Source organism: Miltoncostaea oceani, assembly GCF_018141545.1.
Classification (GTDB): Bacteria; Actinomycetota; Thermoleophilia; order Miltoncostaeales; family Miltoncostaeaceae; genus Miltoncostaea; species Miltoncostaea oceani.
In genome coordinates this window covers 145,743-167,565 of record NZ_CP064357.1, presented here as the reverse complement: position 1 = coordinate 167,565, position 21,823 = coordinate 145,743, and the positions used below count along the sequence as shown (strand labels likewise).

Here is a 21,823-nt window from a genome sequence, read left to right as displayed (position 1 = left end):
CGAGGCGCGCATCACTGTGGGCGGCCCCGCACCGCGGTGCACGAAGTGTCTCCCGCTCACGACAGCCGGCGCCCGGAGGTCGCCCGGTGAACCACTACACGACTGAGCGACCGAGTCCCTCGGTTCCAGTCCTCACCGCGGCGCTGCTCCTGGCGTGCGCCTGCGCGCTGCTTGCGATCGTGCCGGTTTCAGGCCGCGGGGCCGAGTCCATCCAGCAGCCCCACGCCGAGAAGGTGCTCGTCGCCGCGTGCGGCCTCGAGACCTACGGGGGATCGATCCGGCCGCGCGAGTGGAGTCCCGGCTGCGCCGGCGGATCGCTCCTTGTCCGCGGCCTGCGCTGGCCCTCCTACGGGCAGAGTCGCGCGGTCGGCAAGGGGACCGGCCTGTTCAACAACTGCCGGCCGAGCTGCGCCGATGCGACGATCCGGCGCTACCCGACCCAGCTCACGATGACCCGGGTGCGGCGCTGCCAGACCGACGAGGGCGCCTACCTCTTCTTCACCCGGGCGACCGTGCGGGTGCGCTACCCGAGAGGCAACCCGTTCGGCAAGCGGCCGGGATGGCGGACCGACGGGACCTACCGGGCGGCAAGCTGTTGAGCGCCCGAGACGCCTCGAGCCCCGCCCGGCAGCGATCTGAGGGTCCCGAGCGCCTGGTGAGCCGCCTCGTCCTCACTTGGATCCTGGCCTTCGCGATGCTGCTGGCCTTCTTCGGCGCCACCGAGCGTGCAGAGGCGATCGTCTTCGGGCAGCCGGCGAACCCGGAGGCCTGGCCCTTCGTGGTCGCCCTGATGAACCCGGCCCAGCCGGACCCCTACAAGGCCCAGTTCTGTGCCGGGACGCTCGTCTCAGCAACCTATGTCCTGACGGCCGCCCACTGTGTCGAGGACCGCGGTCGGTTCATCGAGCCCGGGCAGGTCCAGGTCGGCGCCGGGCGCGCGGTGCTCAGTCAGATCCAGCCGGCGGAGCGGATCGCCGTCACACGCGTCATCCCCTACCCCGCGCGCCGACCTGGGGGACGCGCCGGACGGCCCTACGACATCGCCCTCCTGGAACTCGCCCAGGGGGTGCCGGCGGCTCCCCTGCCCATCTCCTCGAGCTACGGGGACCAGATCGGCCCCGGCACCATCGGCCCCGACAAGGCGTGGGTGGCCGGATGGGGCGCAACCGAGAGTGGCAACCCGGATGAGCTCCTCACGGGTCAGGTGACGGTCTTCGGCGCGAACGAGTGCCGCCGCGTCCTTGGACTGCCCTTCGGCACCTTCTGCGCGAGCCTGCCCCAGAGCGAGGCCAACTCCTGCTTCGGGGACTCGGGTGGACCGCTGGTGCGGTTCGACAGCGTCACCGAGCTGCTCGGCATCGTCAGCTTCGGCACGGCGAACTGCGACACGCCGGCCGCCTACACCAACGCCGGCCTCTTCCGCTCCTGGATCATCGGGGTCACCCGCGGCAGCGACCCGTCGGTCGGCCTGCCAGAGGTGCGCAACACCCGCCTCAGCCAGACGGCCAGAGGAGTCCAGATCTACGCGAACTGGTGCCAGGTCGGCGGCCGCGGCAACCGCCAGCGCATCGACCTGACCCTCAACTACGGGCCCCGCGGGTTCTCCCGGATCCGCACGGTCAAGGTCCAGGGACGCGCGACGGCCGCCTGCATGCAGGCCAAGGCGACGATCCCCCGCAACCGCCTCCGCCCCGGGCTCTGGCGCCTCCTGGTCAAGGTCCGGGACATCGACACCGGCCTCAGCTACGCCGCGCGCGACATCAACTACATCACGGTGCGCTGAGCACCCGACGACGAAAGAGGAACGCTGTGGCCAGAGCGACGCGTATCCACCCGCCCGCAGGCCCGGGGTCCTCCGCCCCGAGGGCGCGGCGGATGCTCCGGGGTCCGGTGATAGCCGCTATCGCGTTAGGCGCAACGGCCCTCATCCCCGCCACGGCGAGCGCCGCGCCGGCGAACAAGTGCGCCGACGTCAAGGACCTCACCCGCTACGAAACGGTCTTCGCCATCCGTGCCACCGGCACCAAGTGCCCCACGGCGCGGCGCCTCGCAACGCTGACCAGGAACCGGGCGACTGCCAGCCCCGCCCCCTGGACCTTTCGCAGCAACGGCTTCACCTGTCGCGGCGGGTGGAGCTGGGATCAGGCCCGAGGGGCCAAGAGCGCCCAAAGCTCCACAGCCGGATACCGGGAGCTCTCGACAGGCATCGACTACGCCTACTGGCGGTGCCTGCGTAAGGGCGCCAAGGCGACCTTCGTGCGGGTCATCAACTACGGGGGATGACGGTGGCCGAGTGTCGCGCAGCCCGAACCCGCGGGATCTCCGGGACATGGCGAGGCGCAGGCCAGTTGGCAGTGATTGCCGCGGCGCTCACCCTCGCCGCGCCCGGCGTATCGGCGGGGGCCGGGTGCGAACCCAGGCCTGATGCTTCCTGTGTCGGTGCCGACCTGCGCGGGGCGGACCTGGTCGATGCGGACCTGCGCGGGGCGGACCTGCGGAAGGCAGACCTGCGGGGAGCGAATCTGCGTCGGGCTGATCTGAGATCGGCGCGGCTCGACGGGGCGAACCTGCGCGCGGTGGATCTCACACGCGCCCGCCTCCAGGGGGCCGACCTCCGCGGCGCCCATCTCAGGAAGGCGGAGATGGAGTACGCCTATCTCCAAAGGACGGACTTCCGCCGGGCCGACCTGACTGGCGCTTCGGTGATCGGTTCCAACATCACCCGGGCGAAGTTCGCCGGGGCCGTCCTGACGGGCCTCTGGGCAGTCAAGGTGGTTGGCCTCCCCACATCCGCACCACCAGGCTGGCGTCGCGCCGGCAACGTCTTCCTCGGCCCGAGGGCGAACCTCCTGAAGGCACGACTGCGGGGCGCCCGCCTCCGGGGCGTGGACCTACACAGCACCTCCTTTGCCTGGGTGGACCTGAGCTATGCGGACCTGCGCGAGGCGAACCTCCGCAATGCCCGCCTCGAATCAGCCATGGACCCAGTCGAGGGCGACGACCGGATGGGTCCTTACCTCGAGGGCGCCGATCTGTCCGGGGCGGACCTACGCGGCGCCGTAATCGATCAGCCCCTGACCGCATCCTTCCGCAGAGCGGATCTACGCGGTGCAACGATTCGAGGATCCCTCCTGGCGTCCGATCTCCAGGGCGCCGACCTGCGCGGCCTCACGATCCGGGACTTCATCGTTGAACCCGCAGCCGTGAACGCCCCGTCATGGTGCATGGAGATGGTCCGGTCAGAGGCATACCGGATCACTACTCCTGCGCCATGCACCGCGCCGGCCGTCCCGGCGCTTCTCACCGGGGCCGAACCGTGAGCTGAGGCTGCTCCGCCTGCGGTGAGCCATGCCGTTAGCGCGCCGGGCGGCTGACGGCATGGCTCCACGACATGAACAGCGGACCTGAGCGGAGTGTGCGGCGCGCGCCCACTCGACGGGTGGTTCGGACACACGCCCGGAGGGGAGGCTCATGATCGCCCGCAGGCGAGGACCCTCGGACCGCCGGCGGACGTAGGGGGTCGGATGTCGTTCACTCAGCCCTTCCAGGACTCGTGGGGGCATAGGGGTCGGTCAGCGCCCTGAGGAGCTGACGACGCGGCTCTTGTTCATCCGCAGACTCGAGCCCGAGCGCAGGTCACACCTCACGCCGGTCTCGCGGCTTGTACACGTGACGCGCCCCTCGAAGAAGCGGGCGGTGCGGCCGTATCGGAGGGTCGGCTGACGGCCACCCGCGCTTCCGGAGCGAAGGTGCGCGGCGGTCGCCGCGGACATGCACCGGACCGCTGCTGCCCGGCGGGAGTCGACGTTCGCCCACTTCGCCCTGACTCCATGGGGGCACGCTGGCCTGGCCGTCGAGAAGACGGCACAGAAGAACGAGCGGTTCGCGAACTCGTCAGTCGCCGTGAAGCAGTGGATGTTCCCGCTGGGGCTCTTGAAGGCGGCTCCGACATTCGCCGACGCGGCAGACGTCGACACCGCGAGCACTCCAAAGGCCAGGAGCGACGCGCACCAGACTGATCTCATCGTTGTCCTCTCAGGACTTGCGGCTCATCGGCCGAGATGACGGGGGCGGTGCCTAGCAACGAGGCGACGGGTCCTGGCGCGGGTTGATGTCGATCCTCGCGCCGCGCAGCTCGGGGAGGGTCGTGCGGGTGAAGCGCAGGCACGAGTAGTAGTCGCTGAGGACTAAGTACGTCGGCCGGTAGACGACGAAGGTGGCGTTCGATCGCTGGCAGGATCCGCCGGCGCAGACTCGGATCTGCCCCCTTCCGGTCGCCTGTGGCCGGTTCCAGTTCGACCACTTCACCCTGTAGAACCCGATCCCGAGGCCTAACCGGGGTTCCCGGCTCGGCGTCCAGCGGGCCGGACGGATGACTCCGCAGCCCTGGGAGGCACACCCGGCGCGGGCGAAGTCGAATACGGCCTTCGCGTCCTGAGCCTGGGCTGAACCCGGGGCCACCCCCATGACCAATCCGACCGCGACGCAGCATCCGGTAACGATGCCTCCGAATGCCCCGCGCCTTCTCCTGATGTCCTTCATGCCGGCTCTCCTGATGACGTAGGCGCTCGTTGGCGGGTCGGTCGGACTGGGGCCTAACGGCCACGTCGACGCGCCTCGCGGCGACGCTGGCGCTGCCGGACCACCTGGGCGCGGCGGGCGACGAGCGCCGCGACGATGAAGACGACGACGCTCGCCACCCCGATCAGCATCCACGGAGGGCCACCGTCGCCCTCATCGGAGAGGGTCACGACCGGAGCGACTTCCTCGTCGCCTTCAGGGGTGGCTGCGGGGGCAGGCGCGGTGCTCGTCCCGGTGCTGGTGGCCGCCGGCGCATCCGGGGCCGTAGGGGTCGTCTCCGGCGGATCCGGAGCCTGGGCGGTGTCATCAGGGCCGGCGGCTGCGAGGGCGGGGAGCACCTGGTCGGCCACCTGCTCACCGAGGACGTCGGCGGAGGAGAACGAGAGGCCTTCGGTGACCATCCCGACCGCGCAGGGCCCGCCGGGCCCGCCGAAGATCAGGGCGAGGTCGTTCTGCTGGTCGTCCAGCCATCCGGCCTTGTGGGCGACGGGCTCGGGGACGTGCTCGCGGATCAGCCCGGGATAGGTCGCGGCGCTCATGAGGCCGAGGACGGCGCGCGCCTCATCGCGGGTGACACCGCGCTCGGACAGCACCCCCGACCCGTCGCGTGCCGTCTCGAGCAGGGCGCTCGCCAGCAGCCTCAGATCCCGGGCACTCGTCTGCTTCTGGGAGCGTCCGGCGGTCTGGATGTAGGGGCCGTCGAGGACGGTGTCGCTCATGCCGAGGTCGGCCATCAGCTCGTTCGTCGCCGCGGTGCCGGCCTGCTGGTCGCCCCCGCCGGCCTCAGCTAGGACGAGGTTCGCGGCCCCGTTGTCCGAGGCGACGATCGCGCTCTGGTAGGTGGAGAACGACGGGGAGGCGCTCACCTGACCATCGCGCTGAGCGAGGGCGGTGAGGAGGATCGCCGCTTTGAGGGTGCTGCCGGCGCGCGTCGTGGTGCGCGCCTCGGATTCGGCGAGGCTGCCGGCGCCGAAGCAGGCGACACTGACCCCGCTGAGCGCGGAACTGCCCGAGGTGATCTGCCTCGCGGCGGCGGCCGCCTCGGGCGCCGGGCGCAGCGCACCAGCCGAGCCGAAGGCACCCTCTCCGAGCAGGTGGACTCCGGAGACGATCTGCCGGCCGAGCACCGCCCCGCCCTCACCGAGCGCCTCGAGGGAGAGCTCGGCGCCCTCGCGGTCGACGGCGGTGCTCTGGAGCTCGAAGCGCACCCCACCGTCCGAGGCGCGCCGGGCCACGACCCTCGGGCTCGCCCGCTCCCCGTCGATCGTGAGCCGCACCCGCTCGGTACCGGCGGGTGCGACGATCACGATCCGTCCGTCGGAGGCCTCCGCCGCGTGCGGGCTGAGTACCTGGACGTCGGCCATCGGCTCAGCAGTAGCGGGCGCCGATGACCGGCCCGCTGTAGCTGAACCTCAGGTAGGTGGCCGGCACGTAGTAGCCGTTGCTGAGGAATGCCCAGTAGCTGGTCGAGCGCACGAACTCGCCATCGACGAAGCAGCTGATCGAGAGCTGGTCGCCCTCGAAGGGACCGTTCCCCGGGACCAGGTTCGACAGGACCGGCGAGTACCGGTATCGGACGCCCTCGCCGCCGGAGTTGTCCACGATGTCGTAGTCGATCCCCGCGGACCCCGAGGGCACCGGAACAGGCTGAGGCGTCGGGCGCGGGGTGGGAGCTGGCGCGGGCTCCGGCTCCGGGACCGCGTCCTGGAGGGCGCTGCGCAGTCCCGACAGGTCGAGTAGGCCGGCGTCCGTCACGACCCGTGGGACCCCTTCCGGCGCGACGCGGTAGAAGTTGCGGTATCCCTCGATCATCCGCTCACCGAGCGCGCGCGTGGCGGGCAGCTGCGTGAGCCCTCGCTCGGGATCGCCGGAGGAGACCCGGACGAGGCGCCCCAGGTACTGGCGCTCGAGCGCGATCGCGTTGCGCAGGAGTCGCTGTGTCTGGGCCTCGCCGTCCGGGACCTCGATCTCGGTGACCTGTGACTGCACCTGTGAGACGAGGCCGATCCGCGAGTCCGCAGCGCGGCGCACCTTCACCACATCCGACTCATCCGAAGCCGACAGCAGCACCTGGCCCATCTTGTTCGCCGACTCGCCGAGGCGGTTCAAGGGCGGCTTCAGCTGGGCGGCGTAGGCACTGTCGGAGTCATCTGCCTGGCCTTCAGGCTGGCCTCCGTCCGATGATCCTCCGCCACTGCAGCCGGCCAGGAGAGCGCACGCGGCGACGGCGGCGATGATCGAGACGACGGTGTCACGGGCGCGCATCACACTCTCCGGGTCAGGAACACTGGCTCATCCGATCAAAGACGCCACGGGGATGCCACAACCGGTCTGGGAGGCGTCGTCCAGGACCCGCTGCCGGATCGCGTTCTGGGTCGCGTTACCGGAGACCGACGCGGCGTATCCGAAGGCGGACACGGCTCCCGAGCAGTCGCCCGCGGCGTAGCGCAGGATCCCGAGGTTGAAGGCCGCATTGCCGCGCAGCGGATCCGAGGTCCCCTGGAGCTGAGAGAACAGGGTCTCCGCCGCCCCGAGGTCCGAGTAGTCCCCGCGGGAGATGTTGCGGAAGATGCGGTCCGCTTCGGCCTCCTCGTTGACGACCGGGCCTCTCGGGTAGACCGGCGAAGGCAACGGCGCCGGCGCGGAGCGGGTGGAGGCGGCCTCCTCGGCCTGGTTCTCGGCGACGGCGTCCTGGAGGGCGAGCCGCACACCGGAGAGGTCCAGCAGGCCGGCGTCGGTCACGCCCTGTGGGATCCCATCCGGCGCGCCGCGGTAGAAGCCGCGGTAGGCCTCGATCATCCGCTCCCCGAGGGCCCGGGTTGCCGGGAGCTGGGACAGTCCGCGCTCCGGTGATCCGGAGGTGATCCGGACGAGGCGCCCGAGGTACTGGCGCTCGAGCGACACGGCGTTGCGGAGGCGACGATGATCCTGGGCGTCGCCATCCCCGGGAGTGAGTGCCCCGATGCGCGACTGGATCTGCGAGACCAGGCGGATCTGTGAGTCAGCGGTCCGGCGGACCTTCACCAGGTCCTCGGACTCGGAGGCCGACAGCAACGCCACCCCCATCCGGGTCGCTGAGGTCCCGAGGCGGTTCAGGGGCCCCTCCACCTGTTCGGCATAGACGCTCGGACCCTCGAGGTCCCCGTCCGCTCCCTCCGCCTCGGAGCCTCCGCTGCCGCAGCCGACGGCGACCAGAAGGAACGCCACCGCGGCGGCGAGGACGACAAACAGGACGCAATCTCTCCGTTGCGACAAAGCCGACATCCTCAAGGGGAATCAGGTGCGCGGACGATACCTGTCGAAGGAAGCGACGGCAGCTAGTCGCAAGTCGAGTCCATCAGCTCTGTGACTCGAGCGGGGATGAGGGATTCACACCACCGGATTCACGTCTCTTGACACGGCGAGACCCACGCGGGATTCGATATCGCTTGTGGCCCTCCCAGGCGACGCAGAGGAAGGGATGAGGTGCGGACTTCCCCGCCGATGCCCGGACCCAGCCGGCCTGATCGACGGCGCGCGGGGCCGCGAGGGGTGGAGGCGCCCCGGGCCCCGCGCTGCTCGTGACCAGGGAGCGTCAGGGGCCGGGAGTGAGGCGCGCCTCCAGACTGATCACCCGCGAACTCGAGCGGGCCACGAGCTCGAGGCTCTCGGTTCCACGGGCGACGCTGAACACGGCCGCTCCGTTGGTCGAGGCGAGCGGGGTCCCGTTCAAGGTGATCATCTCGAACTCCTCCGGCACCACGAAGGCGGCTGACAGCTCAGTTCCAGGGCGCTGGGCGCTCGCGTAGAGACCCGCCCTGGCGAACTCCCGCTCGCTCGCGCAAGTCAGGACCTGATCGGCGCCCGGCTGTTCGAAGACGAGGCACACCTGGCCGGCCTTGACCCCGGGCCCCACGATCGCCATGCCCTCGGGACCGGAGGCCAGGACCTGCGCCCGTGAGATGTCCAGATGCTCGGAGAGCACCCGCTCTGCCCGCAGGGTGGCCGTCCCGCCATCGGCGCGCGGGATCTCGAACTCGGTGAAGGCGACGGGGCCCTCCCCCGGTGGCTGGTTCGGGATCGGATCCGGACCCCCGCTCGCCGTCGTGATCAACAGGAGTGCGAGGGCGCACACGAGGGCGGCGCCTCCACCGATCAGGAGATTCCGACGCATCCGCAGACTCCTCCTCTGGGCCGCCATCGGACCGCCGCCGCGGTGTACTCACCGCAGCTCGCCCTGATCACAGCAGTGCCACTGATGGTGGCCGACGGGCGGCAGACACTCCCCGCCAACAACTACACGCTCCGAAGGCATCCGCTTCCCAGGCCTTGAGTGGAGTGCGCGGCGAATGCGAGTCCGGCGCCGGGACACCCGCGCCTACTGCCACACTCATCTGATGCCGATGACAGCCCTACTCAGCCCGCAGGAACACTCCGAGTGGGAGAAGCGCGCCTTCCTCGAGCTGCGCCAGCTCCTCTACTGGCGCTGGGACCCCATCGGCGTGAGCGACTCCTTCCCCGTCACCGCGGGGGAATACGACAGCTACGCGCGGACGCTGCTGGGGCTGCTTGCGGCAGGCATGACCCCCCGGGAGATCTCCGGCTATCTGCGCGAGGTCGAGCTCACCTGGATGGAGATCGACGCCGACGAGGAGACCCGTCGCACCGCCGGGCAGCTGATCTCGAACTGGTTCCAGGCATCTCGCGCCGCCTGGGGCACCCCCGGCAATGAAGCTCACCGCGAGCCGCCCGCTCTCTAGCCGCGCACCCCGCAGAGCAGGTCGACAGGCTGAGTTCGCGGATCGTCAAACCATGATTCTAGTCCTTATACCTATAAGGACTGCTATCCTGATCCGCATGTTCTCGAAGCGGATTTTCCTGGATGTCGTCTACGACGCCACGGGCCTCCTCGGCGCCCAGGTCCGCGAGGGCCGCCTCAAGAGGCGGTGGACGGCGGCGGAGCTCGCCGAGCGGGCGGGGATGAGCAAGGCGACATTGCTGAAGATCGAGCACGGCGACCCGAGCGTCTCCCTCGGGCTCGCCCTGCACGCTGCCGCCCTTGTCGGCGTGCCTCTCTTCGACCGGGACGAGCGGTCCCTCTCGGACGCATCACGCACGGCACAGGACACGCTCCTTCGCCGTCGGATGCGCCCGCGGGCCGAGCCCGGGGCGGAGCCCGACCTTGACTTCTGAGGCCTACGTCTGGGTGTGGCTGCCGGGCGCCGAGGTGCCCGTCCCTGCAGGGGTGGTGCGCACCAAGGGCGACCGGCTCGAGTTCCACTACGGCCGCCACTATCTGCAGCGCACCGACGCGATCGCGCTCTACGACCCCGAGCTGCCCCTCATCGACGAGTGGATCGAGCCGATCCTCGACCTCGAGGCACCCGGCTGTCTCGCCGACGCTGCCCCGGACTCGTGGGGGCGGCGGGTCATCGAGTCCCGCCTCCAGCGCGGGAGCGACCTCCCCCTCCTCGACTACCTCGTCAACGCCGGCTCAGACCGCATCGGCGCCCTCGACTTCCAGGCCTCTCCCACGGAGTACGTCCCGAGGGGCGACGAGACCCTGAACCTCGAGGACATCCAGGCCGCCGCCCACCACCTGATGAGCGGCGAGAGAGTCCCTGCGCAGCTCGAGGCGGCGCTCCAGGCCGGCTCATCGGTCGGCGGCGCCCGCCCGAAGGCCCTCCTCCGCGACACGGGGCGGTCCTTGATCGCCAAGTTCTCGACCCCCACCGACACCCAGCCCGTCGTCCGCGCCGAGTTCCTGGCGATGCGCCTCGCCGCCCGCTGCGGCCTCGACGTCGCCCCCGTCGAGCTCACCCAAGCCGGCGGGCGCGACGTGCTGCTCGTCGAACGCTTCGACCGGATCCCGGGCACGGCCCGCCGCCGGCTGATGGTCTCCGCCCTCACCACCCTCGGCCTGCCGGAGCTCGCCCTGCGCGACACCAGCTACGCCAAGCTCTCCGAGCGCCTGCTCCTGCTCGCCGCGGATCCCACCCGCGATCGCAGGGAGCTGTTCGCCCGGATCCTCTTCAACATCCTCTGCGGCAACACCGACGACCACGCCCGCAACCACGCCGCCTTCTGGGACGGCGAGCGCCTCGCCCTCACCCCCGCCTACGACATCTGCCCCTACCCGCGCGGAGGTGGCGAGGCCAAGCAGGCGATGGCCATCGGCCCGCGCGACAACCCCTACCGCTTCAGCAACATCGCCGGCTGCCTCCCCTACGCCCAGCTCTACGGACTCAAGCCCGACGAGGCGGCGGAGATCGCCCACAGGCAGATCGACACGATCACCACTGCATGGGACGACGCCTGCGATGAGGCCCGGCTGACCGGGACAGAGCGCGAGGCCTACCGCCGCGTCATCCCCAGCGGATACGCACTGCAGGGGCTCTAGCCGCTCGGCCACGTCCCGCCCCGGGCCACTCTTCAGTCCTCGGGCGGGCGCCCCTGGGCGGTGGCCATCTGCCGGTAGTCCGAGAACAGTTCCGGCCAGCCGGGGCCCGGGTCGAGTGCCTCGGCGGGGAGGCGCCCGGTGATCACCGCGAGGCGGACGCCCAGGTGCTCACGACCGACGACCGCAAGCCAACCGGCGCAGGCCCGCTCTTCACCCTCAGGGGTCATGTGGCAGGCGAACAACGGGGCGCCGAGGCCCGCCTCCGCACCTCGCTGCCCAGACGTCTCCTCGAGCTCGGTGAATCGCTCCGAGGTGAACTCACCCGCAGGCGTGTCGCGTCGCCACGGGCAGTTCGGGCAAGGACGCTCGCAACGCGGAAGTTCGGCTCTCGTCGACTCGGCCATGTGATCAGGATATGGCGGGATCAGCCCCGCGACTCCGGCGCAGAACAAGATCGCGGGAGAGGCCAGCGGGGAACGAGCGGCCTCTGCTCTAGTTGACGCATGCGGACCACATCGACCACGGGGATCGTGCGTCAGTGCGGCTGAGGCGCTCTCTGCTCCTCCTGCCGGGGGCCATGATCGTAGGACATGCCCTCGGTCGCAGCGCCGGCGCGCGTGCGGCCAGGCGGATCCTCGGCGATGAGATCGCCATGGTCGTCCGCTCCTTCACCGAGCACCTCGAGATCGCTGTCGGCCGGATCAGATTCGAGGACCTCTCCGACGCCCGTCGGGGCGAGCTGATCAGGCGGATGGAGCTCGCCGAGGACTGCCTCCCCGAGGGAGGGGCGACCTGTGAGGCCACCCGCGAGAACCTCGCCGCCTGGAGGCAGGCCGCGGCGATCATCGCTCAGGCCATCCAGCACTCCTCAGCTCACCCCGAGGCCTGATCCGACGCACTCACGCCGCCCCCAGCCAGGGCGCAGCCTGGTGTAGCGTCCCCGAACCGATGCGCAGGAGCTGGGCTCTGTTCGAAGAGCGGCCGGGCGCGCGCCTATTCGCAATCCTCAGGAGACTCAGGATGTATTCGATCGGCCGCGTAGTGGTCATCTGTCTCGCACTTCTTGGCACGGCAACGGGGGCCGCCCTCGGAGCTTCGCAGCCGGATCAGGCACGAGCCCTCGAGCCGCCGGTGAGCGAAGCGCAGGCTCCAGACCTCGCAGTGCTCGGCCGGTCTACGACAAGCGGGCATCCGGGCCGACAGCTCTTGCCTGTCGCTCGGTTCACGGGGCCGCCCCACCTGGCTCGGGCGTCGAACCTGTTCCTGAGGTCCGCACCCACCCGCAGCGCGCGGATTGCCTTGAGAATGGCCGGCCTGGTGCCGCAGAAGTGGGTCTTCGACGCACGGCCGCGGTCATCCGGTCGCTACGCATGGGTGGCATGTCTTCGCTCCACCGCAGCAAAGGGCGGTGCCTATGCCCGCTTGCGACTGCTCTTCTTCCGCGGCCCGCAGGGGTGGCGCGTCGCACAAGCCGTGATCGGGGTCCACTCCTTCGTCTACTCGAACGACGCGGTCGTCGCCGACGCGCCATCGGCGTCACAGAGAGGGCACTGCTACCCCGCCTGAATCTGAAACGCCCCGCGATCTCTGAAAGTCCCTGGAAGAGCCTCGGCTTCGGGGCGGACGGCCGGGCGATGACCGCCCAGGCCCTCCGCCCCTCCTCTCCTCAGCCTGAGGTCTGACCCGGGGACGCTGGCGCCTGGTTGGTGGCGATGACCTCCCAGTTGGAGCGGACCGTCCGCCGCGATACCTCGGTCATCGAGGCCTGCTCGGCCAGGGCGTAGTAATACACATCGACCATGTCGGCATCCGAAGGGATCCGGAGGGCGTAGACGACGCGCACGACCGACGCCTCTTCCACTTCGACGTGGATGACCTGCGTTGCCTCGTCGCTCATCAGCGCCCTTCTCCTCGGGGTTATCGCTGCAGAGTCACGATAAGGCGGGCGTGCTGGGTCGCATCAGCACCGCCGGGGGCGACGAGGCAAGAAGAGAGGGCGGCCACGAGGGCATCACTGGGAATCCAGTGCAATGCGATGCGCCGTCTGAAGGTGACCCTGCGCTTCCTCCCGAGTTTCGAAGGTCCTCGGTGGAACAGCCTCATCGGCAGCGAACGCGAGCGTTCTCGAGCGGCCGGCCCGCGTCCCGGTGGCTCTCGGCACCCGCCTCCAGAGCAGGGTCTCGAGATCGCTTCATGCAGTACTGACTCTGGACCATCGTTCAGGCGATTCACTCCGTGCCACCCGGTATGTTGGTCGCCGTCGGATGGCCGTGAATCTGAGGGGAAGCAATGAGTCATCTCACCCCGCGCCGCGCAGTCGGTGTCAATGAAGGCTCCGGCCGACATCACCTGGCCATGGGACCTGGGATGTCCCTCGACGTGCGTTCTCTGGCCCCCGCGAATCGGGGCCGACGCCAACCGGACAGGGTTTCTCCGGCCTCGATCGCGATCCTGACGTCGGCTCTCGCATGAGCGACGGAACAGAAGGACCGAGCGGAGACGAAGCGCCGCCGTCTCTCCCGAGTGGTGCCGCTGAGACCGGATCAGCATCTGATCGGGAAGGCGCGTTGATCGAGCGCCTCCGTCTACTCGATCGCCTCTATGAGTCGGGCGAGATAACCGCCACCGAACTCCGCGAGGCCCGGAGGCAGGCCCTGACGGGCAGCTCGGGCGATCCCGCTGCACTCACCGAGCGAGTGGACGTTCACGCCAAGTCACTGCCTGATTCGGCACCTCCGCCGCCCCGACGATCGGGCGACGACCTCCCCGGGCCGGGGCGGGGATTGAGAGCTCGGATCGCCGCCCTTCCTACCTGGGGGGCGTTCCTGACCGCGGCGGTGATCGGGCTCGTCGTGATTGGCGCGATCCTCCTCCTCTCGGGAGGAGATGAGCCGGAGAGTTTGGCGGCCGACGCCGATTCCGCGGCCGAGGGGGGCTATCCCACTCTGGTCAGGCGCCCCCTGGACCAACTGACGAGATCTGCCGTGGCGACGGGAACGTCCCTCGCTCGTGTCTCGGAACCGGGTGACATCAACGGGTTCCACAGGACCGTGGAGCGCCAGCTCGAGGTTGTCGAGACCGCCCGACGATCCGTGGCGCGGGTCTCGGTGGCTGAGCCCGATCGGCCCGCCCATCGGGCCTTGATCACCGCGGCCGCGAGCCAACGCAGATACCTGGTCGCCCTGGGGCGTGCTTCGTCGGGCCAGCCCTCCCAGAGCAAGGTTCAAGCGATCAACCGCGCCCGGAAAGCCGGGGCTCAGACCCTCGCCTCGTATCGAGGGTTCTTTCGTCTAGCTCCGACCGCGCCGGACGCGATCACGACGACCGATCTGACAGACACCGCGGGCCTTCGCAGCGCCACCCAGGCGGCGATCGCAGCCGCCGCGGCTGAAGCTGCCGCTGCGGCCGACGCCCGCCGGCAAGCCGACACAGCCCGCCAGCGCGAGGCCGACCCCTCCTACAGCCGGGCCGTCTTCTCGTCGGTGGCGGGAACCGATCAAGGCTCCACACTGGTGGTCCGGGGGGACTTCTGCGACCGCACCCCAGGGGCGGTGAACACCATGCTGTTCACCCTCGACATGATCGATTCCTCGGGTGTAGTGGTCGAAAGCACCACGCAACAGACCGCCGAGACGAGAATGTGCAGCTCGGTGACGTTCAGTCTCCCCGACCGCTACCCGGGCGGTTCGTACACGGTGCGCATTCGCGCTGACAACCTGACCAACAACGTCTCTGGCACAGGCCAGGGCAGTCTCTTCGTCTCCTGAGGAACGATCGAGGTCGCTCGGCTCCCCGCCGAAACGGGTCCTCGTGGCAAGGCGTCCGGACTGATCCCGGCACGAACTACCGGAGAAGGGCTCGCGGCGGGCCCGAAGTGCACAGGGGCCGCCAGCACGATCATCAGAGTGAGGAGAACATCATCTCGACCGTCGAAGGCCTCGTGAACCCAGACCAGGCCACCCAGGACGCAGCGGGGGGCCAACCGCAGCCACAGAGGGACGACCGGACTGGACGCCGCGGATCGGCGGAGGGAAGAAGACTCGCCCACTCGCCTGCCTGGAGTCCGACGCGCAGAGGGACGCGGAGGTGCGGAGGGCTCTCCGTCGTGGCCGTCACATTGACCTTGCTCGCAGCTGGCTCAGGACAGGCGCTCAGTGCTGATCCTGCCCAGATCCCGGGCTCGTCCGCTTCATCCAATGCCGCCGCACACGGCGACTGGGCCAGTGAGACAGCGACCGCGGTTCGGCGCTGCAGCGCCTTCCGGCCGGATCGTCGCTACGGCGACCGGGCCGAGAACATCCGTACCACTCGAGTGGCCTGTCCCGCCGCCAAGAGCATCCTGAGGATCTTCCACAACTACGACCGCGACAGCGGCGCCTATCGACCTGCACAGATCAGAGGTTTCTCCTGCCGCGTGCGGGCCCGGTCGGGAACGCCCATCGATGACGGCGTCTGTGTATCCGGCTCGCGGACCATTCGATGGCACTTCGTGATTTACACCGGCTGAGCGGCTCCTGGGTGGGAACGAGACCGAGCTAGGAGTTGCTGGTCAGGGCGCCGTCGTCGACGACGAGGCGCATCTCCTGCTCCGATGGCGTGATCGCGCTCAGGACGAGGGCCCCGCGACCGTCCGTCCAGACCCCGATGACGCCGGGCCGTGTCGGGGAGTCGCCCCGCCTCTCCATCGCCGCGAAGGCCAACGCCGGCTCGGACGCACCGAGGAGCTCGGCCATCTCCCCTGACGCGGGGTAGGCGCCCTCCTGGATCTGGGTGAGGTTCGCCGTCAGGTAGGCGGCCCGCATCGCGTCGGCGATCTGCAGACGCTCGACAGCCTCCGGAACGACCCCGGCAGGCGGAGCGGCGGACGGAGCGGGGCTGGTCGGCGCCGTAGGAGCCTCGTCTCCAGGTGAAGCACATCCGGCGCCCGCGGCGAGAGCGAGGCAGCAGGCGAGACATGCGGGGAGGATGCGGGAGCGGATCGTCATGGCCCTGAGGCTCAGGGCCTGTGTTTGAACTGATCCGGGTACCGATCAGGGATCTTGGCCACCGCACCGCTACAAACGGTGCGTATGGCCTATCCGAGCGACCTCACCGATGACGAGTGGCGCCTCATCTGCGACGTGCTGGAGTCCCCTGCGGGCCGGCGCGGCCGTCCGCCTGCCGTGTCTCGCAGGGCCATCTGCGACGCCATCCTCTACCTCGCCCGCACCGGCTCGCCGTGGCGTTACCTGCCGTCGGAGTATCCCGCCTGGGGGACCGTCTGGCAGCAGTTCCGGCGCTGGCGCGATACCGGCGTGTGGGCCAAGCTGCTCACGCGCCTTTGTCAGATCGCGCGGCTGATGAAGGGCCGCACGCTCGACCCCTCGATGCTGGTGGTCGACGCCCAGGTCGCCCGCGGGGGCCGCGCCGGCCCGTCGTTCCACGAGCCGGGCGGCCACGGCGGCCGCACCAACGGCGCGAAGCGCACCCTCCTGCTCGACATCACCGGATCGCCTGTGGCCGTGCGAGTCGACTCGGCCCGGCCGCACGATGTCCGCGCCGCGGGCGAGCTCCTCGAGACGGTGCTCGACGCGATGCCGTCGGTGCGCGCGATCATCGCCGACCGCGGTTACCGCGGGCTGGCCGCGATGTGCGCACGCCGCGGCATCGCCCTCGACATCAAGGCACCGCCGAAGGGCGCCTCGCGCTTCACGCCGCTGCGCCCGCTCTGGCGGATCGAGGACGCCTTCGCGCGCCTCGGCCGTTGGCGCCGCCTGTCGCGGTCGTATGAGGGGTCGGCTGCGAGTGCCCGGGCCTGGATGGAGATCGCCGCCTGCCACTACCTGCTGGGGCGCGTGCTGGCGTAGCGAGGCGGTACGGGGAAGGGGCTCGTGCCGTCCGGGAACCTGCCAATACTTGCAGGCGATGGCGGCCAAGCTCCCCGACGACTGGCGCACCGCGAGCTTCCGCTTCACGCTCGAGCCGACGCCAGAGCAGCGCGAGCTGATGGCCCGCCACCTGGGCGCCTCGCGCTTCGCCTGGAATCAGGCCCTGCGGCTCGTGAAGGACGCGCTCGATGCCCGGGAGACGGACGCCACCGCCGAGGTGCCCTGGACGCCCTTCTCGATCATCAACGCCTTCAACGCCTGGAAGCGATCGTCCGAGGCGGGATCACCCGATGGGCTGCCCTGGCGGGACGAGGTTCATCAGGGCGTGATGGAGGAAGCCTGCGTGGATCTCGGTCGGGCGCTCGGGGCGGTCTCCGGGTCGCGCAACGGCACCCGGAAAGGCGCCCGCATGGGCTTCCCGCGTTTCAAGAAGCGCGGCCGCACCGCCGAGAGCTGTCGCTTTCGGGCCAAGAACCGCCGATCGGTGCAGGTCGGAAGCGGCGACGCGGCCCGCGTCGTCAAGCTGCCGCGGATCGGCGTGGTCCGCGTGCGCGAGGACACCCGGCGGGTGCGCCGGCTCATGCGCCGTGGCGCGCGGCCGCTGCAGGCCACCCTGCGCCGCGACGGCCGGCGCCTCGTGGTGGCGATCACGCTCGCCTGTCCTCCGCTCCACCAGGCCCACCACCACCAGGGCGGCGGGCCGGCGGTCGGCCTCGACCGCGGCCTCACCGCGCTCGTGGTCGGCGCCACCGCCGACGGCGCGGAGGTCGTCCGGGTCGAGAACCCGCGCCACCTCACCCGCGCGCTCCGCCAGCTACGCCGGGCGAACCGCGTGTTGTCGCGCCGCCGGCGCGGCTCCCGTCGGCGCGAGCAGGCCCGCCGGCGCATGGCCCGCCTCCACCAGCGGGTGCGCGACCAGCGCAACGACTTCACGAACAAGCTCACCACCGATCTGGCCAAGACCCACGGCCGGATCTGCGTTGAGACCCTCGGCATCCGGGGCCTCGTCCGGACCCGCCTCGCACGCGCCATCTCGGACGCGGCCTGGGGCGAGATCGAACGCCAGCTCGACTACAAGCTCGCCTGGCGCTCAGGCGAGATGATCCGCGCGCCGCGCTGGCTGCCCTCGACCAGAGCCTGCTCTCACTGTGGCGAGGTCGGCCCGGCGCTTGCGCTCTCCAAGCGCACCTTCATCTGCTCAGGGTGCGGACACTCGGCCGACCGCGACACCGACGCCGCCGCCGTCCTCGCCGCGTGGGCGGACGGCCGGATCACCCTGGATGCCGAACCGCACGACTGTCGCCCGGAGGTACCGGGAGACGGGAAACGCTCGCCCGCGGGGATCACGGGCGGGGGCGCCGCTGGCGTTCCTGCCCGCCCCGGCGACCGGACGAGAAGCCCGCTCGCGGGCACGGCCGAGAAGGCCGCTGTGTCAGAGCTCGCGGCCTAGCCAGAGTTCATACACAGACCGTAAGCCTCCGATCGCGCGGGGCGCGCGAACCTCCCGCCGCTCCAGCTCGAGTCGCGCGGCCTAGGAGAGCCCCGACTCCCTCAATGGCGGTCGCGCTGCGAGCGCAGAGCCTCGTCGAGGCGCCGGCCCTCAGCCTCTTGATCCCAGCCCCGGCAGCGACTCAGAAGGCCGACGGCCAGAAGGATCACCGCGGTGGCTGAGACAGCGATCACGATTCCGCAGAAGAGGGCTCCACTCACACGGTCAATGTAAGTCCGAGATGGTGCGCGGCGCCGAACCATCGCCTCGGCGCCGGGAGACTTTCACTGCTCAGAGCAGACTTTCGTGGTCGGCCCGCTCGCCGTATCCGTACCGTCCGATCAGCCGCATGCCTCGGCCCGCAGACGTCGTAGCGTCAGTGATGAGGGGCCGCCGTGGGGATCCACGGAGGTGCTCCGCCGTCAACGCATGGAGGCAACCCGATGAGCGACATCTTCCAGGAGATCCACGAGTTCGAGGAGTCGCGTCGCGTCGCGCTCAGGGCGGTCGGGGATGGCCACGCCCGGCTCAGCGTCGATGGAATCTGCGAGATGACCGGCTTCGAGCGCGAGATCGTCGGCGAGTCCCTGCGGGAGATGGCGATCGCGGGCGAGCTCGAGGTCGTCTTCGTCGTCTCATCCCCCCACTCCCACGCGCCGGTGATGACGGTCAGCCGGGTCGAGGACATCCCCTACTCGCAGCTCCTGAGCGACCAGGACGGTGCGCAGTTCATGGTCAGCCCGGCCGACGTGGACGTCGTCTACGAGGCGAGCCTCGAGCTCCGGCTGCTCTCGGAGAGGCTCGCCGCGGCAGCCTGAGCCCCACGGGTTCGCAGCGCACGTTGGCGTCCAGGGTGCGTGGGAGCATGCGCCGAATCGGTCGGCACGCGCTCGACAGGGACTACCTGTGCCCGTCGGCCCCCTGCCCCGAGTAGGCGCCTCAGCCGCGAACAGGTCGACCGCTGGTCAGCTAAGCCGGCGACCTCTGTTCAGGCAACGGGGCCGCCCTGCCTGCGCGCCCCAGCGCCCGGACAGCCCAGTCTGTCCGGGCGCGCAGTGCTCAACCGGGGCGTCGGCGCCGCTCAGGCGGGCGGGAGGCATTGGCCCGGAGGGTGGGTCTCCTCGCGCGCCGGGGTCGTGAAGACCAGCTTGGTGAAGACCAGGCCCGCGGTCCCGCATGTCTTCGGCTCGGAGAGGACGACCGTCCCTGGGCCCACCACAGCCGGAGTGGTGAGGCAGGAGCCCGTGCCATCCCAGTAGTAGACCGTGCCGGTGGCGACAGCCCGGGTCGGCCCCCACTCGCTCCAGACGAGGCCTGAGAATCCGGGACTGCAGTTGCTCGGGCCCGTGCGGAAGATCTCGGGCCGCACCCTGTTCGTCGTCTCCCCATAGCCGAGGTAGCCGAACGGGAAAGGCAGGCCCGGGATCGGCCCCGCCTCGGGGGGCGGGGGCGGCGGCGCGAAGGTGGATGCGCCACAGCCGGTCCAGAGGCGATGGGAGCCGACGCCCGCGGCGGGGGTGCGCAGGCTGAGAGGCCCGACTTTGACCGCGCCGGTGAACTCACCGAGCGTCCAGTCCCAGCTGCACTGGCGGCCGCCGGTCGTGAACTCGACCGCGGTGGCGACCTTGACGTTGATGCTGGCCGCCGAACGGACGCCGAGGCCGATCTCGAGGCCGACAGAAGGGCCGACGGTGGTGACCGAGTCGGATGCGACGTTGATGTCCATCGAGGGATTGCGCGCCTCGAAGACCGGCACTGCTCTGGCCCCCGACGTGCGGACACCGACCGCCATGTCCCAAGCGACCTTGCTCGTGATCGTCGTCTGGGCGGTCGCCTCGGCCCGCATCTCCATCGGGACCGAGACGTAGACGGGGACGGGGATCAGGCCAGCGGGGATGTAGCCGACCACGACCGTCGGAGCCGCGAGCGTCTTCTCACAGAACACGCCGGCGGCGGTCACCATCTTCAGGTTCGCCTCCGGGCGTGAGTGAATCACCAGGTTCGCCCGGGCGCCGAAGCCGAAGTTGCCGGCATCCACATCGGCTTCGATCCGCGGGGTGCCGAAGGTGAACGACCCGCCGAGCTCGAAGCCACCTGTGAACCCGCAGTCGGAGCCGTTGACCTTGAGGTCCGCATAGGCGCCGAAGGCCGCCGTCCGCGCCCGCTGGTCAAGGAGCGGACCCGAGTAGGAGATCACCGGGACGGCGCTCGTGACCGGCACATGCTGGAGGCCGAGAACCTTCGTCCCGGCCCTCCCCGCCGAGACCCGGGCAACCTTCGCCACGAGGCCATCCGGCAGGTCGACGCTCGGTCCGGAGAGGATCACCGAGCCAACGCGTGCGGTCGATCGGGAGGAGACGGTGATCGACGCCGGGAGAAGCGGGTTCCCCGCCACGGCGAGCGTCGCCGGGGCGGCGATCACCCCCGGGTTGACGACGGTCCCGTAGGCGACGCGGAGGGTCGTCGTCTTGCGCGTCCTGACCGTCACGGTGAACGCGGCGCGGCGCGGCAGCACCCGGGCACCCCGCGGGACCGAGCGGTGACGCCGCAGCGTCGTCACCGGTGAGACCTTGACGCGCCAACGACCGGGACTGAGGTTGCGAAGGAGGGTGCCCTGCCGTTGGACCGAGCGTGGCCTCTGCCCCGCGCGCGTCAGGACGATCTTGACCGGCTGGCCCTTCGCCACACCCGTCACCGCGACCCGCACCGCCCCCGGCGCCGGCGCACCCGCGGCGACTCCCCCACCGAGAGGGAGGAGCACTCCGAGTGCCAGAGCCGATGTGATCAAGGAGAGGCGGCGGATGGCGGGCATCGGGGGCTCCAGGCGCGCGCTGCGGGTCAGCGATCCGGCGCAGCCTAATGCGCCGCGCCCGGCCGGAACACTCGACCTCCGTTCAGGAATGCAGGGGCGACCGCGGAGGACGCGTCGCGGGCCCGGAGGGGCAGCCGCCCCCCCCTGGCAGATGCCGCTCTCCCGACCCGTTCGACCCGCAGGCGCGACACCGGCTTAGGGCAAGAAAAGACCCGGCGCGAAGGCCGGGCGCTGACGGGACCAAGATCCACACAGGAGGTTGGCATGACCCCGTGCGGTCGAAGCTAGCGCGGTCGCGCCGCGCACGCCGGCTTCTTCACGTCGATGCCCGACACGGCCCCTGCAGCCGCTCGCCGGCGGCCTATCCTCGAGGTGAGTTCACCGACGACCGAGGATCGCCGCTCATGTCTTCGCCCCTGACGACTGGCCCCGAGAACGACCTGCCATCGCTGTCCCGAGGCCGTGTCCGGGCGCAGGTCCTCGCGGTCGGCGATCGCGAGCACCTGGTGATGCGCGCGCCGCATGTCGTCCATGTCCTGCCGATGGACCATGAGGGCTTCGTCTACCTCGTCAGCCAGTTCCGACCTGCGGTGGCGCGCGAGATCCTCGAGGCACCGGCAGGTGGAGTCGACGAGGGCGAGACGCCCGAGCAGGCCGCGATCCGGGAGCTCGGCGAGGAGACGGGGCTGCGCGCC

Annotated in this window: 24 protein-coding genes and 1 pseudogene; 15 read left to right on the top strand and 10 right to left on the bottom strand. The window is 70.4% G+C overall.

The window, feature by feature from the left end; translation table 11 throughout:
* Nucleotides 1-86 precede the first annotated feature (86 nt).
* The 4 genes from IU369_RS19555 (at nucleotide 87) to IU369_RS19540 (ending at nucleotide 3,320) form a co-directional block, all read left to right on the top strand.
* Entirely contained in the window at nucleotides 87-599 is a 513-nt protein-coding gene (locus IU369_RS19555; RefSeq protein ID WP_217924911.1) for a hypothetical protein, read from the top strand.
* 56 nt (nucleotides 600-655) lie between these two features.
* Entirely contained in the window at nucleotides 656-1,783 is a 1,128-nt protein-coding gene (locus IU369_RS19550; RefSeq protein WP_217924910.1) for a S1 family peptidase, read from the top strand.
* Between the two features lie 107 nt (nucleotides 1,784-1,890).
* On the top strand, nucleotides 1,891-2,283 hold the full coding sequence (locus IU369_RS19545) for a hypothetical protein (protein ID WP_217924909.1): 393 nt from the start codon (nucleotides 1,891-1,893) through the stop codon (nucleotides 2,281-2,283).
* Nucleotides 2,280-3,320, top strand: a complete 1,041-nt coding sequence (locus IU369_RS19540; protein ID WP_217924908.1) for a pentapeptide repeat-containing protein — start codon at nucleotides 2,280-2,282, stop codon at nucleotides 3,318-3,320. Before IU369_RS19545 ends, IU369_RS19540 begins: the two co-directional genes overlap by 4 nt.
* Before the next feature lie 252 nt (nucleotides 3,321-3,572).
* Here the strand turns inward: IU369_RS19540 and IU369_RS23890 are convergent, their stop codons facing one another.
* From IU369_RS23890 to IU369_RS19510, 6 genes are all read right to left on the bottom strand, one after another.
* Nucleotides 3,573-4,025 (bottom strand): DUF6636 domain-containing protein, encoded by a 453-nt coding sequence (locus IU369_RS23890; RefSeq protein ID WP_425516839.1) that lies wholly within the window; start codon nucleotides 4,023-4,025, stop codon nucleotides 3,573-3,575.
* A gap of 52 nt (nucleotides 4,026-4,077) precedes the next feature.
* Nucleotides 4,078-4,308, bottom strand: coding sequence for a hypothetical protein (locus IU369_RS19530; protein WP_217924906.1), 231 nt, complete (start codon nucleotides 4,306-4,308; stop codon nucleotides 4,078-4,080).
* Between the two features lie 287 nt (nucleotides 4,309-4,595).
* Nucleotides 4,596-5,945: a serine hydrolase gene (locus tag IU369_RS19525; protein WP_217924905.1), complete on the bottom strand. Its 1,350-nt coding sequence runs from the start codon at nucleotides 5,943-5,945 to the stop codon at nucleotides 4,596-4,598.
* 4 nt (nucleotides 5,946-5,949) lie between these two features.
* The gene (locus IU369_RS19520) at nucleotides 5,950-6,846 is read right to left on the bottom strand and encodes a hypothetical protein (protein WP_217924904.1); all 897 of its coding nucleotides are present in this window, start codon (nucleotides 6,844-6,846) and stop codon (nucleotides 5,950-5,952) included.
* Between the two features lie 27 nt (nucleotides 6,847-6,873).
* Nucleotides 6,874-7,788: a hypothetical protein gene (locus IU369_RS19515; protein WP_217924903.1), complete on the bottom strand. Its 915-nt coding sequence runs from the start codon at nucleotides 7,786-7,788 to the stop codon at nucleotides 6,874-6,876.
* A 367-nt stretch (nucleotides 7,789-8,155) separates the two neighbouring features.
* Nucleotides 8,156-8,734, bottom strand: a complete 579-nt coding sequence (locus IU369_RS19510; protein ID WP_217924902.1) for a hypothetical protein — start codon at nucleotides 8,732-8,734, stop codon at nucleotides 8,156-8,158.
* Nucleotides 8,735-8,957: 223 nt separating this feature from the next.
* Between IU369_RS19510 and IU369_RS19505 the strand changes: the two genes are divergently transcribed.
* The 3 genes from IU369_RS19505 to IU369_RS19495 are packed head-to-tail and all read left to right on the top strand — an operon-like array spanning nucleotide 8,958 to nucleotide 10,960.
* The gene (locus IU369_RS19505) at nucleotides 8,958-9,320 is read left to right on the top strand and encodes a hypothetical protein (protein ID WP_217924901.1); all 363 of its coding nucleotides are present in this window, start codon (nucleotides 8,958-8,960) and stop codon (nucleotides 9,318-9,320) included.
* Nucleotides 9,321-9,372: 52 nt separating this feature from the next.
* Entirely contained in the window at nucleotides 9,373-9,753 is a 381-nt protein-coding gene (locus IU369_RS19500) for a helix-turn-helix domain-containing protein (RefSeq protein ID WP_246551652.1), read from the top strand.
* A complete protein-coding gene (locus IU369_RS19495) occupies nucleotides 9,743-10,960 on the top strand; it encodes a type II toxin-antitoxin system HipA family toxin (protein WP_217924900.1) in 1,218 nt (405 codons plus the stop codon). Before IU369_RS19500 ends, IU369_RS19495 begins: the two co-directional genes overlap by 11 nt.
* 32 nt (nucleotides 10,961-10,992) lie before the next feature.
* Here IU369_RS19495 and IU369_RS23440 read toward each other — a convergent pair whose 3' ends face one another.
* The gene (locus IU369_RS23440; RefSeq protein WP_246551650.1) at nucleotides 10,993-11,364 is read right to left on the bottom strand and encodes a DUF6283 family protein; all 372 of its coding nucleotides are present in this window, start codon (nucleotides 11,362-11,364) and stop codon (nucleotides 10,993-10,995) included.
* A 173-nt stretch (nucleotides 11,365-11,537) separates the two neighbouring features.
* On the opposite strand from IU369_RS23440, the gene IU369_RS19485 reads away from it, so the two are divergent.
* Nucleotides 11,538-11,849 carry a hypothetical protein gene (locus IU369_RS19485; protein WP_217924899.1) on the top strand — a complete coding sequence of 104 codons (312 nt, stop codon included), beginning with the start codon at nucleotides 11,538-11,540 and terminating at the stop codon, nucleotides 11,847-11,849.
* A gap of 533 nt (nucleotides 11,850-12,382) precedes the next feature.
* A complete protein-coding gene (locus IU369_RS19480; protein ID WP_217924898.1) occupies nucleotides 12,383-12,526 on the top strand; it encodes a hypothetical protein in 144 nt (47 codons plus the stop codon).
* Nucleotides 12,527-12,626: 100 nt separating this feature from the next.
* Here the strand turns inward: IU369_RS19480 and IU369_RS19475 are convergent, their stop codons facing one another.
* Nucleotides 12,627-12,857 carry a hypothetical protein gene (locus tag IU369_RS19475; RefSeq protein ID WP_217924897.1) on the bottom strand — a complete coding sequence of 77 codons (231 nt, stop codon included), beginning with the start codon at nucleotides 12,855-12,857 and terminating at the stop codon, nucleotides 12,627-12,629.
* 670 nt (nucleotides 12,858-13,527) lie between these two features.
* On the opposite strand from IU369_RS19475, the gene IU369_RS19470 reads away from it, so the two are divergent.
* Together IU369_RS19470 and IU369_RS19465 are read left to right on the top strand one after the other, a co-directional pair.
* Entirely contained in the window at nucleotides 13,528-14,727 is a 1,200-nt protein-coding gene (locus tag IU369_RS19470; RefSeq protein WP_217924896.1) for a hypothetical protein, read from the top strand.
* A 338-nt stretch (nucleotides 14,728-15,065) separates the two neighbouring features.
* Nucleotides 15,066-15,467, top strand: a complete 402-nt coding sequence (locus IU369_RS19465; protein WP_217924895.1) for a hypothetical protein — start codon at nucleotides 15,066-15,068, stop codon at nucleotides 15,465-15,467.
* A gap of 28 nt (nucleotides 15,468-15,495) precedes the next feature.
* Here IU369_RS19465 and IU369_RS19460 read toward each other — a convergent pair whose 3' ends face one another.
* Entirely contained in the window at nucleotides 15,496-15,762 is a 267-nt protein-coding gene (locus tag IU369_RS19460) for a hypothetical protein (protein ID WP_217924894.1), read from the bottom strand.
* Between the two features lie 267 nt (nucleotides 15,763-16,029).
* On the opposite strand from IU369_RS19460, the gene IU369_RS19455 reads away from it, so the two are divergent.
* The 3 genes from IU369_RS19455 (at nucleotide 16,030) to IU369_RS19445 (ending at nucleotide 19,134) form a co-directional block, all read left to right on the top strand.
* Nucleotides 16,030-16,806 carry an IS5 family transposase gene (locus IU369_RS19455; protein ID WP_217924893.1) on the top strand — a complete coding sequence of 259 codons (777 nt, stop codon included), beginning with the start codon at nucleotides 16,030-16,032 and terminating at the stop codon, nucleotides 16,804-16,806.
* Between the two features lie 58 nt (nucleotides 16,807-16,864).
* Complete coding sequence (locus IU369_RS19450) at nucleotides 16,865-18,277, top strand: RNA-guided endonuclease TnpB family protein (RefSeq protein ID WP_217924892.1); 1,413 nt, start codon at nucleotides 16,865-16,867, stop codon at nucleotides 18,275-18,277.
* A 482-nt stretch (nucleotides 18,278-18,759) separates the two neighbouring features.
* On the top strand, nucleotides 18,760-19,134 hold the full coding sequence (locus IU369_RS19445; RefSeq protein WP_217924891.1) for a hypothetical protein: 375 nt from the start codon (nucleotides 18,760-18,762) through the stop codon (nucleotides 19,132-19,134).
* A 263-nt stretch (nucleotides 19,135-19,397) separates the two neighbouring features.
* On the opposite strand, the gene IU369_RS19440 is transcribed toward IU369_RS19445, so the two are convergent.
* Entirely contained in the window at nucleotides 19,398-20,876 is a 1,479-nt protein-coding gene (locus IU369_RS19440) for a hypothetical protein (RefSeq protein ID WP_217924890.1), read from the bottom strand.
* 299 nt (nucleotides 20,877-21,175) lie between these two features.
* Here IU369_RS19440 and IU369_RS23885 point away from each other — a divergent pair.
* Nucleotides 21,176-21,817: pseudogene (locus IU369_RS23885) on the top strand (NUDIX hydrolase); the annotation flags it as partial.
* Nucleotides 21,818-21,823 lie beyond the last annotated feature (6 nt).

What these genes read in the sequence shown, in the direction of transcription:
- IU369_RS19525 (WP_217924905.1), bottom strand. Translation starts at nt 5,945, where the DNA reads ATGGCCGACGTCCAGGTACTCAGCCCGCACGCGGCGGAGGCCTCCGAC.
- IU369_RS19510 (WP_217924902.1), bottom strand. Translation starts at nt 8,734, where the DNA reads ATGCGTCGGAATCTCCTGATCGGTGGAGGCGCCGCCCTCGTGTGCGCC.
- IU369_RS19505 (WP_217924901.1), top strand. Translation starts at nt 8,958, where the DNA reads ATGCCGATGACAGCCCTACTCAGCCCGCAGGAACACTCCGAGTGGGAG.
- IU369_RS19520 (WP_217924904.1), bottom strand. Translation starts at nt 6,846, where the DNA reads ATGCGCGCCCGTGACACCGTCGTCTCGATCATCGCCGCCGTCGCCGCG.
- IU369_RS19500 (WP_246551652.1), top strand. Translation starts at nt 9,373, where the DNA reads ATGATTCTAGTCCTTATACCTATAAGGACTGCTATCCTGATCCGCATG.
- IU369_RS19455 (WP_217924893.1), top strand. Translation starts at nt 16,030, where the DNA reads ATGGCCTATCCGAGCGACCTCACCGATGACGAGTGGCGCCTCATCTGC.
- IU369_RS19445 (WP_217924891.1), top strand. Translation starts at nt 18,760, where the DNA reads ATGAGCGACATCTTCCAGGAGATCCACGAGTTCGAGGAGTCGCGTCGC.
- IU369_RS19450 (WP_217924892.1), top strand. Translation starts at nt 16,865, where the DNA reads ATGGCGGCCAAGCTCCCCGACGACTGGCGCACCGCGAGCTTCCGCTTC.
- IU369_RS23890 (WP_425516839.1), bottom strand. Translation starts at nt 4,025, where the DNA reads ATGAGATCAGTCTGGTGCGCGTCGCTCCTGGCCTTTGGAGTGCTCGCG.
- IU369_RS19460 (WP_217924894.1), bottom strand. Translation starts at nt 15,762, where the DNA reads ATGCGGGCCGCCTACCTGACGGCGAACCTCACCCAGATCCAGGAGGGC.
- IU369_RS19475 (WP_217924897.1), bottom strand. Translation starts at nt 12,857, where the DNA reads ATGAGCGACGAGGCAACGCAGGTCATCCACGTCGAAGTGGAAGAGGCG.
- IU369_RS23440 (WP_246551650.1), bottom strand. Translation starts at nt 11,364, where the DNA reads ATGGCCGAGTCGACGAGAGCCGAACTTCCGCGTTGCGAGCGTCCTTGC.
- IU369_RS19485 (WP_217924899.1), top strand. Translation starts at nt 11,538, where the DNA reads ATGATCGTAGGACATGCCCTCGGTCGCAGCGCCGGCGCGCGTGCGGCC.
- IU369_RS19540 (WP_217924908.1), top strand. Translation starts at nt 2,280, where the DNA reads ATGACGGTGGCCGAGTGTCGCGCAGCCCGAACCCGCGGGATCTCCGGG.